Source organism: Sanguibacter sp. TS_SC_8, from assembly GCF_055361235.1.
This window is the reverse complement of sequence record NZ_CM143955.1, coordinates 1,963,682-1,974,821: the sequence shown is the minus strand read 5'-3', so window position 1 is coordinate 1,974,821 and position 11,140 is coordinate 1,963,682. Positions and strand designations below refer to the sequence as shown.

Annotated in this window: 9 protein-coding genes; 4 read left to right on the top strand and 5 right to left on the bottom strand. The window is 70.9% G+C overall.

The window, feature by feature from the left end; genetic code table 11:
• Window positions 1-42: 42 nt before the first annotated feature.
• Window positions 43-543 carry an OsmC family protein gene (locus tag ACWA15_RS08945; protein ID WP_464059276.1) on the top strand — a complete coding sequence of 167 codons (501 nt, stop codon included), beginning with the start codon at window positions 43-45 and terminating at the stop codon, window positions 541-543.
• Between the two features lie 13 nt (window positions 544-556).
• Here ACWA15_RS08945 and uvrA read toward each other — a convergent pair whose 3' ends face one another.
• On the bottom strand, window positions 557-3,499 hold the full coding sequence (gene uvrA / locus ACWA15_RS08940; RefSeq protein ID WP_464059275.1) for an excinuclease ABC subunit UvrA: 2,943 nt from the start codon (window positions 3,497-3,499) through the stop codon (window positions 557-559).
• 95 nt (window positions 3,500-3,594) lie between these two features.
• Here uvrA and ACWA15_RS08935 point away from each other — a divergent pair, with 95 nt between their 5' ends.
• The 3 genes from ACWA15_RS08935 to ACWA15_RS08925 are packed head-to-tail and all read left to right on the top strand — an operon-like array spanning window position 3,595 to window position 6,548.
• Window positions 3,595-5,484: a glycoside hydrolase family 15 protein gene (locus ACWA15_RS08935; RefSeq protein ID WP_464059274.1), complete on the top strand. Its 1,890-nt coding sequence runs from the start codon at window positions 3,595-3,597 to the stop codon at window positions 5,482-5,484.
• Window positions 5,481-6,209 carry an MBL fold metallo-hydrolase gene (locus ACWA15_RS08930; protein WP_464059272.1) on the top strand — a complete coding sequence of 243 codons (729 nt, stop codon included), beginning with the start codon at window positions 5,481-5,483 and terminating at the stop codon, window positions 6,207-6,209. Before ACWA15_RS08935 ends, ACWA15_RS08930 begins: the two co-directional genes overlap by 4 nt.
• Before the next feature lie 51 nt (window positions 6,210-6,260).
• Window positions 6,261-6,548, top strand: a complete 288-nt coding sequence (locus ACWA15_RS08925) for a YciI family protein (RefSeq protein ID WP_464059271.1) — start codon at window positions 6,261-6,263, stop codon at window positions 6,546-6,548.
• A 95-nt stretch (window positions 6,549-6,643) separates the two neighbouring features.
• Here the strand turns inward: ACWA15_RS08925 and ACWA15_RS08920 are convergent, their stop codons facing one another.
• The 4 genes from ACWA15_RS08920 to coaE form a co-directional block, all read right to left on the bottom strand.
• The gene (locus ACWA15_RS08920; RefSeq protein WP_464059269.1) at window positions 6,644-7,270 is read right to left on the bottom strand and encodes a histidine phosphatase family protein; all 627 of its coding nucleotides are present in this window, start codon (window positions 7,268-7,270) and stop codon (window positions 6,644-6,646) included.
• A gap of 61 nt (window positions 7,271-7,331) precedes the next feature.
• Window positions 7,332-8,243, bottom strand: coding sequence for a PfkB family carbohydrate kinase (locus ACWA15_RS08915; RefSeq protein WP_464059268.1), 912 nt, complete (start codon window positions 8,241-8,243; stop codon window positions 7,332-7,334).
• Window positions 8,240-10,336, bottom strand: a complete 2,097-nt coding sequence (uvrB, locus tag ACWA15_RS08910; protein ID WP_464059267.1) for an excinuclease ABC subunit UvrB — start codon at window positions 10,334-10,336, stop codon at window positions 8,240-8,242. Before uvrB ends, ACWA15_RS08915 begins: the two co-directional genes overlap by 4 nt.
• Window positions 10,337-10,391: 55 nt before the next feature.
• Window positions 10,392-11,009: a dephospho-CoA kinase gene (gene coaE / locus ACWA15_RS08905; protein ID WP_464059266.1), complete on the bottom strand. Its 618-nt coding sequence runs from the start codon at window positions 11,007-11,009 to the stop codon at window positions 10,392-10,394.
• Between the last annotated feature and the right edge of the window lie 131 nt (window positions 11,010-11,140).

Here is an 11,140-nt window from a genome sequence, read left to right as displayed (position 1 = left end):
TGATCGGTGTCACATTCTCGGGGTTGCGGCTACCGTGTGGGCATGGGCGCATTCCACTCGTACACGACCGACATCACCTGGACCGGAGCGGGCACCGAAGGGACCGCCAGCTACACGAGCTATTCCCGTGACCACCTCGTCGTCATCGAGGGCAAGCCGGACATCCTCGGGACCGCCGACCCCGCATTCCGGGGTGATCCCACACGTCACAACCCCGAGGAGCTCTTCGTCGCGAGCCTCGCCCAGTGCCACCTGCTGTGGTTTCTGCACATGGCCGCGGCCGCGGGGGTCGTGGTCCGGTCCTACACCGACACCGCGGTGGGCACCATGCGGGTGGAGTCCGCCGGAGCCGGTCAGTTCACCGAGATCGAGCTGCGGCCCCATGTGGTCATCGACGGCGACGACGCGCCCGGGCGCGACGCGCTGGTCGCGGGGCTGCACGAGCGGGCGCACGCGCACTGCTTCATCACCCGGTCGGTGAACTTCCCGGTCCGCATCGTCCCGGCGGTGCGGCCCGCGGTCGCGGGCGCTCGCACCTCCTAGACGGGGCGCCCCGTCACTCTCTCAGCTTGGCCCGGGACCGGCTCGCGGCCTTCTTCGGTGCGGCCTTCGACGCCGTCGCGGTGATCTTGCGGGGCTTGGCCACAGCGATCGGGGTGTGCGCGGCGAGCACCGGGGCGAGGAACACACCGGTGTGGCTCGCCGCCACGGTCGCGATGTGCTCGGGGGTGCCCTCGGCGACCACCAGGCCGCCGCCGGACCCACCCTCGGGGCCCATGTCGATGACCCAGTCGGCGTTCTTGACGACGTCGAGGTTGTGCTCGATGACCAGGACGGTGTTGCCCTTGTCGACGAGCGTCTGCAGCACCGCGAGCAGCTTGCGGATGTCCTCGAAGTGCAGGCCGGTCGTCGGTTCGTCGAGCACGTAGATGGTGCGCCCGGTCGATCGCTTCTGCAGCTCGCTCGCGAGCTTGACCCGTTGCGCCTCGCCGCCGGACAGCGTCGGGGCGGGCTGGCCCAGGCGGACGTAGCCGAGGCCGACGTCGACCAGGGTCTTGAGGTGCCGGGAGATCGCGGGGACGGCGGCGAAGAACTCCGACGCCTCCTCGATCGGCATGTCGAGCACGTCGGCGACGGTCTTGCCCTTGAAGTGCACCTCGAGCGTCTCGCGGTTGTACCGCGCCCCGTGGCACACCTCGCACGGCACGTAGACGTCCGGGAGGAAGTTCATCTCGATCTTGATCGTGCCGTCGCCCGAGCAGGACTCGCAGCGCCCGCCCTTGACGTTGAAGGAGAACCGGCCGGGCAGGTAGCCACGGACCTTGGCCTCGGTCGTCTCGGCGAAGAGCTTGCGCACGTGGTCCCAGACCCCGGTGTAGGTCGCGGGGTTGGACCGCGGCGTCCGTCCGATCGGCCCCTGGTCGACGTGGACGACCTTGTCGAGGTGCTCGAGCCCGGTCACCCGCTTGTGCCGTCCGGCAACCTGACGGGCGCCGTTGAGCTCGTTGGCCAGCACGGTGTAGAGGATCGTGTTGACCAGGGTGGACTTGCCCGACCCGGACACCCCGGTGACCGCTGTGAGCACGCCCAGCGGGAAGGACACGTCGATCCCGGTGAGGTTGTGCTCGCGGGCCCCGACCACGGTGAGCTGGCGGGTGCGGTCGATCGCGCGCCGCTCGGAGGGCATGGGGATCGAGCGTCGGCCGGCCAGGTACGCGCCGGTGACGGAGTCCTTCGCCTCGAGCAGCCCGGCGTAGTCGCCGGAGTGCACGACGTGGCCCCCGTGCTCCCCCGCACCGGGTCCGATGTCGACGATCCAGTCGGCTGCCCGGATCGTGTCCTCGTCGTGCTCGACGACGATCAGCGTGTTGCCGAGGTCGCGCAGCCGGGTGAGGGTCCCGATGAGCCGGTGGTTGTCGCGCTGGTGCAGGCCGATGCTCGGCTCGTCGAGCACGTAGAGCACCCCGACCAGGCCGGAGCCGATCTGCGTGGCCAGCCGGATGCGTTGCGCCTCACCACCGGACAGTGTGCCGGCCGGTCGCATGAGGGAGAGGTAGTCCAGCCCGACGTCGAGCAGGAAGCCCAGGCGGTCCTGGATCTCCTTGAGCACCTGCACGGCGATGGCGCGCTCGCGCGCGCCGAGGTCGAGGTCGTTGAGGAAGTCGCGGCACTCGCGCAGCGGCAGCTCGCACACCTCGGCGATGGACTTGCCGCTGATGCGCACCGCGAGGACCTCGGGCTTGAGCCGCGTCCCCTGGCACACCGGGCACGGGACCTCACGCATGTAGGCCTCGTACTTCTCCTTCGACCAGTCGGACTCCGTCTCGGCGTGGCGACGCTCGAGGAAGGTCATCACCCCTTCGAAGCCGGTCGAGTACTGCCGCTCGCGTCCCCACCGGTTGCGGTACTTGACCTGGACCTCGTGGTCCTCGCCGAAGAGGACCGCGTGGCGGGCGCGCTCGGGGAGCGCGCGCCACGGGGTGTCCATCGAGAAGCCGAGGTCGGAGGCGAGGGCGGAGAGCACCCGGACGAAGTACTCCGAGGAGATCTGCGCCCACGGCGCCACGGCGCCCTCGGCGAGCGAGCGCTCCTCGTCGGGGACGACGAGGTCCGGGTCGACCTCGAGGCGCACGCCGATGCCGGTGCACTCCGGGCACGCACCGTAGGGCGCGTTGAAGGAGAACGTACGGGGCTCGATCTCGTCGAGGGTGAGCACGTGGTCGTTGGGGCAGGCGCGGTGCTCGGAGAACCGGCGTTCGCGCTGCGGGTCGGAGGCCTCGGCGTCGACGAGCTCGATGACGACGAGGCCGCCGGCGAGGCCGAGCGCCGTCTCGACGGAGTCGGTCAGGCGCCGCTGGACGCCGTCGCGGGCCACCAGGCGGTCGATGACGACCTCGATCGTGTGCTTGAGCTTCTTCTCCAGGGTGGGCGGATCGGTCAGCTGGACCACCTCGCCGTCGACCCGGGCGCGGGCGAAGCCCTTGGCCTGGAGCTCTTTGAAGAGGTCCGCGTACTCGCCCTTGCGGCCGCGCACCACGGGGGCCAGCACCTGGTACCGGGTGCCCTCGGGCAGCTCGAGGAGGCGGTCGACGATCTGCTGCGGGGTCTGCGCGGTGACCCGCTCCCCGCAGACGGGGCAGTACTGCGTGCCGGCGCGGGCGAAGAGCAGGCGGAGGTAGTCGTAGACCTCGGTGATGGTGCCGACCGTGGACCGCGGGTTGCGGTTCGTGGACTTCTGGTCGATCGAGACGGCCGGGGAGAGGCCTTCGATGAAGTCGACGTCGGGCTTGTCCATCTGGCCGAGGAACTGGCGCGCGTAGGCAGACAGCGACTCGACGTAGCGGCGCTGGCCCTCGGCGAAGATCGTGTCGAAGGCCAGGGACGACTTTCCGGAGCCGGACAGGCCGGTGAAGACGATGAGCTTGTCCCGAGGAAGGTCAAGATCGACGTTGCGGAGGTTGTGCTCACGGGCACCTTGGACGACGAGGCGGTCACTCACCTGACCATGGTAGGCCAGAAGCAGCGATACGTACACCTGTTCGATTCCCTGGTCCTCGACGTGCCCGGACGGCGACTCTCGGCGAGACTCAAGGGATGCCCCCACACGACGACTCCCGCGCCACCCCGATCGCCGAGTACGCCGTCCTCGGAGACGGCCACTCCTGCGCGCTGGTCAGCCGCCGCGGTTCGGTGGACTGGCTCTGCCTGCCCGACTTCGACTCCCCCGCCTGCTTCGCGGCCCTGCTCGGGACGCCCGAGCACGGCCGCTGGCTGCTCACCGTGCCCGACGCGCACACCGTGACCCGGCGGTACCGCGGTGACTCCTTCGTCCTCGAGACGACGTACACCTCCGCGACCGGACGCGCCCGCGTCGTCGACGCGATGCCGGCCCGCGACGGGCGCGCCGACCTGGTCCGGGAGATCACCGTGCTCGAGGGCACGGTGACGGTCGAGCACGAGTGGGTGGTGCGCTTCGGCTACGGCGCCTACGAGCCGTGGGTGCACCGGATCGAGGACGACCACGCGACCGGTCGCCACGCGATCCACGCGGTCTCAGGACCGGACGCGATCCTGCTCCGCGGGTCGCGGCTGCCCCGCGGCGCCGACCATCGTCACCGGGACCTCTTCGAGGCGAGCGCCGGCGAGGTCCTCACCTTCTCCTCGACGTGGACCCCGTCCTGGGCGCCCACCCCACCTCCGCTGCCGGTGGCCGAGCAGATCGCCACGACCACCAGCCTGTGGCACGACTGGGCACGACGGTCCGACTACCGGGGGCCGTACCGCGAGGCCCTCATCCGGTCGCTGCTCGTCCTCCGGCTGCTCACGAGCGTCAAGACGGGCGGCATCGTCGCGGCTGCCACCACCTCCCTCCCCGAGGACTTCGGCGGGGTGCGCAACTGGGACTACCGCTTCTGCTGGCTCCGCGACGCGGCCATGACCCTCGAGGCGCTCCTCGAGTCCGGCTACCAGGAGGAGACCACGCAGTGGCGCGACTGGCTGCTGCGGGCGGTCGCCGGCGACCCGGAAGACCTCCAGATCATGTACGGGATCGACGGGCGCCGGGACCTCCCCGAGCGCGAGCTGGACCACTTGCCCGGATACCACGGGTCACGGCCCGTGCGGATCGGCAACGCCGCCGTCGGCCAGGTGCAGAACGACGTGCTGGGCGAGGTCATGCTCGCTCTCGACATGGCGCGCGACGCCGGCCTGAAGGACTCGACGGACTCCTGGGCGGTGCAGACGCTCCTCGTCGAGGCGCTCGTCTCCCACTGGGACCGCCCCGACCGCGGCATCTGGGAGGTGCGCGGACCGGAACGGGACTTCGTCCACTCCCGCGTCATGAGCTGGGTCGCGATCGACCGGGCCGTCCGCGCCGTCGAGGTCCACGGGCTGCCCGGGCCCGTCGACGCCTGGAAGCAGGTGCGCGCCGAGATCCACGCCCAGGTGATGGCCCGCGGGTGGGACGAGGAGCTGGGATCGTTCGTCCAGTACTACGGCGCCGGGCACACCGACGCGTCGCTGCTGCAGATGGCGCAGGTCGGGTTCCTCGACGCCACGGACCCGCGGTTCCTGGGCACCCTCGCCGCCGTCCGCGCCACGCTCATGGACGAGGCCGGGTTCACCCGGCGGTACGAGACCGAGCTCACCGCGGACGGGCTCGCCGGGGAGGAGTCCCCGTTCCTCGTCTGCTCCTTCTGGATGGTCGACGCCCTGGCCCGGTCCGGTGACGTCGACGCTGCCGCCGCGATGCTCGAGCGGCTGGTCGCCTCCGCGAACGAACTGGGTCTCATGGCGGAGCAGTATGACGCCGAGGCGATGCGGATGACCGGGAACTTCCCCCAGGCCTTCTCCCACCTCGGCCTCGTCCGCGCGGTGCACAGCCTCGACCGGGCCGTCGCCGCGGTCGCCGCCACGACCGAGGTCGCCGCGGCCGTCGCCGCGGCGCAGGAGCAGGAGCAGGTCCCGAGCGAGGTGGGAGCATGACCTCCGAGCAGCACGCCCCAGCCGGGTCCGGGGACTACGACGGCCACGTCGTCGCGGGCGGCCCCACGGCGCTGCGCCGCCTCGACGAGGTCGACATCCGCAAGGTCCAGGTCGGGTCGATGGGCAACAACGCCTACCTGCTCACGTGCCGTCGGGGCGGGCACCAGGTCCTCATCGACGCCGCAGCCGACTCCGACCGGCTGCTCGAGGTGGTCCGGGAAGGCTCGGGGTCCGCCCGGCTCGACCTCATCGTCACCACCCACCGCCACCGCGACCACCACGGTGCGCTCGAGGACATGGTCGCGGTGACCGGTGCCCACACCGCCGCCGGCGTGGAGGATGCCCCGGCGATCCCGGTCCCCACCCGCCACCTGCTGCGCGACGGCGCGGCGATCTCCGTGGGGACCATCACTCTCGAGGTGGTGGCGCTGCGCGGGCACACCCCCGGGTCGGTCGCGCTGCTGCTCACCGAGCCCCCGGAGGTGAGCGCGCCCGGCGCGGTGGCCGGTCGTGCCCACCTGTTCACCGGGGACTCCCTCTTCCCCGGCGGGCTCGGCAGCACCGAGCACGACCCGGCACGGTTCGACCAGCTCTTCGCCGACGTGACCTCCCGGGTCTTCGACCGGCTGCCGGACAGCACCTGGGTGTACCCGGGGCACGGCGACGACACCACGCTCGGCGCCGAGCGTCCGCACCTGGACAGCTGGCGCGCCCGAGGCTGGTGACGGCGGTGACACACCGTGCCGGCGGTCTGAGCCACGTGCTTGAATGTCGCCATGACCACCTACGCCGTGACCTACGTCTATGACGCCCGCTCGACCGAGCGGGACACCCACCGCCCCGCCCACCGCGGGTTCCTCGGCGGGCTGCACGCCGCCGGCGTGCTGCTGGCCTCGGGACCGGTCGCCGACGGCGACATGCAGGGGGCGCTGCTCATCATCGAGGCCGACTCGGCCGCCAAGGTCGCGGCGATCCTCGACGCCGATCCCTTCGCCGTGAACGGTCTCGTCGCCGACCGTGCGATCACCGAGTGGACGGTCGTCTTCGGTCCCTGGGCTCGCTAGGCGGATCTCCGGTCTGAGCGGCCGGGGGCGCGGAGAGCAGGTCGGCCGGCGGGACGAGCCGTCGGCCGCGTGCGCAGGACTCGCTCAGACACGGGCTACCGGGTGAGGTGCTCGACGAAGTTCAGCTCCCTGACGGCGCGGTTGTGAAAGACGTCGTCCTCCTCCAGCGTCGTGATGCCGCCGGACGTGAGACGGAAGGCGACTCGTCCGGCCGCCTCCAACGGCATCCCGATCCACGCCGCGAGGAGGAATGTCGCTGCCATGCCGTGGGTCACCACCACCTGATGGCTCGATGGGGACGACAGGACGTCGGCCATGGCGGCGTAGACGCGCACCGCCAGGTCCCACTTCGTCTCGGCCCCGGGGATTCCCTCGTCGTGACGCATCCGCTCACCGGTCGCGGGCGGCGGGATGAAGCGGGCGTCCAGCCATGCTTGCGGCCTACCCCCCGCGTCCCCGTAGGACTTCTCCCGCAATCGGGGGTCGAGGTGGACGCTGGTGCGGAGGCGGTCAGCGACAGGCTGCGCGGTGCGGCGGGTCCGCAGCAGGTCGGAGGAGAAGACCTCCACAGGTCCGCCAGAGACTCGGGCGGCCAGCTCGACGGCGACTCGCTCGGCATCGGCTCGCCCCCGCTCGGTGAGGTCGGAGTCGTGCTGGCCTCCGACGACCCGATCGACATGGTGCGTGGCCTCCGGGTGCGTCACGACGTAGATGGTCCTCACGTCAGTGTCCACTCCTGTCGCGACGTCCTCGCCTGTCGCGACGTCCTCGCCTGTCGCGACCTCACGTGGCGGGCGTCGACGAGGTGGCGGAGCTGCCCAGCAGCGCCAACCACTCCCGAGGCCCGACGACGGAGCATCGCAGCGCGGCGACGTCGGCCGCGCTGCGGAGCTGGTCGGCGAAAGACTCAGGACCCCGGACGCTCGCGTAGGCGAAGGCCCCGTGGAAGGCGTCGCCGGCACCGAGGGTGTCGACCGCCTCGACGACCGGCACGGCTACGTCCCCCGCGGCCTCGCTCGTCCACCAGTCGATGTTCCCCGCACCGTGGGTGACCGCCCAGCACGTCGAGGAACCGGCTCCGTGCTGGCGCGGTGGGTGCCCGTCCGCCAGCCGGAAGTCGGCCGAGGCGATGACGGTGGTCGCTGCGTCGACGAGCGCACCCAGGACCGGCTTCCATCGACCGGCGTCGATGACGACCGGGATGCCTCGTGCACGGGCGGCCTCGGCCAGCGTGAGAGCCACCCGCGGGTGGTGCCCGTCAAAGAGTGCGACCTCACAGTCGGCGAAGACGCGCCCGAGGTTCTCGGGCGCGAGCAGGTCGTGCGCCCCGGCATCCATCGACAGGACCGAACGGGACCCGGTGAGGGCATCGACGCGGATCGCTGAGACCCCCAGGTCCGTCGTGGTGCCCCGCGCCAGGTCGATCACCTCGACGCCGTGGGCCTCCAGGTCGGCCCGCGCGATCGCGGCCGCGGCCCCGTCGCCCAGGGCGGTGACCAGCCGCGGGATGCCGCCCAGTGCGGCGAAGACCACCGCGGCGTTGGCCGCCGGGCCGCCCGCGGCCAGGTCCTGGCGGTCGGCCGTCATCTTTTCGTCCGGCCCCGGTGCCCGGCGGGAACGGTGGATGACGTCGAGGGTCGTCAGCCCGACGAACACCCCGACCGGGGGCGTCCGTGCGGCGCTCCCGCTCGTCACGACGTCGCTGCCTGCATCTGCCGGAGCTCCTTCTTCAACCCGGAGATCTCGTCACGCAACCGGGCCGCCAGCTCGAACTGGAGCTCCGCGGCCGCACCGTGCATCTGGTCGCTGAGCTCCTGGATGAGACCCGCGAGGTCGCCCGCGGCCGCGACCGCCAGCCGGTTCGTGGTGACCCCGGCCTTGGGCCCGCCGGGGACCGGGGCCTTGCCCTTCCCCGCGTTGCGGAACCCGCCCTTGAGCAGTTCCTGCGTGTCGATGTCCTCGCGGGCGAGCATGTCGGTCACGTCGCTGATCTTCTTGCGCAGCGGCTGCGGGTCGATCCCGTGCTCGAGGTTGTAGGCGACCTGCTTCTCGCGGCGCCGGTCCGTCTCATCCAGCGCCATCGCCATCGACGGCGTGATCTTGTCGGCGTACATGTGCACCTCGCCCGAGACGTTTCGGGCGGCCCGCCCGATCGTCTGGATGAGGGAGGTGCTCGAGCGCAGGAACCCTTCCTTGTCCGCATCGAGGATGGCGACGAGGGAGACCTCGGGCAGGTCCAGCCCCTCGCGGAGCAGGTTGATCCCGATGAGGACGTCGTACTCGCCGAGCCGGAGCTCGCGCAGCAGCTCCACCCGGCGCAGCGTGTCGACCTCGGAGTGCAGGTACCGGACCCGGACCCCCTTGTCGAGGAAGTAGTCGGTGAGGTCCTCCGCCATCTTCTTGGTCAGGGTCGTGACGAGCACCCGCTCGTTGCGCTCGGCCCGGACCCGGATCTCCTCGAGCAGGTCGTCGATCTGCCCCGTGGTCGGCTTGATGATGACGGCCGGGTCGACCAGACCGGTGGGGCGGATGATCTGCTCGACGAAGCCGTCGGACATCGACAGCTCGTACTTGCCCGGGGTCGCGGACAGGTACACCGTCTGGCCCACCCGGTCGACGAACTCCTCCCAGCGCAGCGGCCGGTTGTCCATCGCGCTAGGCAGCCGGAACCCGTGGTCGACGAGGTTGCGCTTGCGGGACATGTCCCCCTCGTACATCGCGCCGATCTGCGGCACCGTCACGTGCGACTCGTCGATGACGAGCAGGAAGTCCTCGGGGAAGTAGTCCAGGAGGGTGTGCGGCGCGGTGCCGGCGTCGCGCCCGTCGATGTGGCGGGAGTAGTTCTCGATCCCCGAGCACGAGCCGATCTGACGCATCATCTCGATGTCGTAGGTCGTGCGCATCCGCAGGCGCTGCGCCTCGAGCAGCTTGTTCTGCCGCTCGAGCTCCCCGAGCCGCTGCTCGAGCTCGGCCTCGATCGACCCCACCGCCCGCTCCATCCGCTCCGGACCGGCCACGTAGTGGGTGGCCGGGAAGAGGTGGATCGACGTCTCCGAGTGCACGACGTCCCCGGTGAGCGGGTGCAGCGTCTGGATGGCTTCGATCTCGTCGCCGAAGAACTCGATCCGGATGGCGAGCTCCTCGTAGACGGGGATGATCTCGACGGTGTCCCCGCGGACCCGGAAGGTCCCGCGGGTGAACGCGATGTCGTTGCGGGTGTACTGCATGGTGACAAACTTGCGCAGCAGCACGTCCCGTTCGACGTGGTCGCCGACGTCGAGGCGGACCATCCGGTCGACGTACTCCTGCGGGGTGCCGAGCCCGTAGATGCAGGAGACGGACGCGACGACGATGACGTCGCGCCGGGTGAGCAGGTTGCTCGTCGCCGAGTGCCGCAGCCGCTCGACCTCGTCGTTGACCGAGGAGTCCTTCTCGATGAAGGTGTCGGTCTGGGCGATGTAGGCCTCAGGCTGGTAGTAGTCGTAGTAGGAGACGAAGTACTCGACGGCGTTGTTGGGCAGCAGCTCCCGGAACTCCGTCGCCAGCTGAGCTGCAAGGGTCTTGTTCGGCGCCATCACGAGGGTGGGCCGCTGCAGCTTCTCGATCAGCCAGGCGGTCGTGGCGGACTTCCCGGTGCCGGTCGCCCCGAGCAGGACGACGTCCTTCTCCCCACCCTGGATGCGTTGCGTCAGCTCCGCGATCGCAGTCGGCTGGTCCCCCGACGGGGTGTAGTCGGAGATCACCTCGAAGGGGGCGACGGTTCGCTGGAGATCAGTCACAGGGCGCATGGGTCAACCGTACGACGTGCCACCGACACTGGGCGTGCCCAGGTACGGGTGCAGGTCAGCCTGCCTCCTGGCTGACCTCGTCCTGCAGCCGCGCCCACAGCGCGTCGACGCCGGCCCGCAGCGCCTCCTCTGTGCCCGCCCCGGACAGGAGGATGTCTGCGGCCTCGCGGCGGACCGCGTCGGTCGCCTGGACCGCGACCCGCTGCCGGGCCTGCGGCAGCGTCAGCCCGCGGTTCTCCACGAGACGGCGGATCCGCAGGTCAGCCGGGGCGTCCACGACCACGAGGATGTGGAAGGCGTCCTCCTGCCCGGTCTCCACGAGCAGCGGGATGTCGTGCACGACGACGGCCCCGGCGTCGGCCGCCCCGGCTGCCGCCTCGCGCTCGGCGGCCAGACGGGTGATCTCGGGGTGCACGATCGCGTTGAGGCGGGCGAGCGCCTCGTGGTTGCCGAAGACGATGTGGCCGAGCGCCTCGCGGTCGAGCGCACCGGCGTCGTCGAGCACCTCCTCCCCGAAGGCCTCGACCACCCGGTCCAGGCCCACCGTCCCCGGTTCGACGACCTCGCGCGCGAGGACGTCGTGGTCGATCACGACCGCGCCCAGCTCGGTGAACCGAGCGGCTGCGACAGACTTGCCGGCGGCGATGCCACCTGTCAGACCGATCCTGATCATCGTTCTCCTCCTAGGTCACCGGACGTGCATCCGAGGTCAGTGCCAGCGGCTAACCTCAAACTAGCGTGTCCCGGCATCCTCGGCCCCGTGGCACGTCGCCGCGGTGCCTTCCGCGAAGACCCGCCCGCGTC

Coding starts and splice junctions, on each gene's coding strand:
- ACWA15_RS08935 (WP_464059274.1), top strand. CDS start 3,595: ATGCCCCCACACGACGACTCCCGCGCCACCCCGATCGCCGAGTACGCC.
- ACWA15_RS08945 (WP_464059276.1), top strand. CDS start 43: ATGGGCGCATTCCACTCGTACACGACCGACATCACCTGGACCGGAGCG.
- uvrB (WP_464059267.1), bottom strand. CDS start 10,336: ATGCGCCCTGTGACTGATCTCCAGCGAACCGTCGCCCCCTTCGAGGTG.
- ACWA15_RS08925 (WP_464059271.1), top strand. CDS start 6,261: ATGACCACCTACGCCGTGACCTACGTCTATGACGCCCGCTCGACCGAG.
- ACWA15_RS08930 (WP_464059272.1), top strand. CDS start 5,481: ATGACCTCCGAGCAGCACGCCCCAGCCGGGTCCGGGGACTACGACGGC.
- coaE (WP_464059266.1), bottom strand. CDS start 11,009: ATGATCAGGATCGGTCTGACAGGTGGCATCGCCGCCGGCAAGTCTGTC.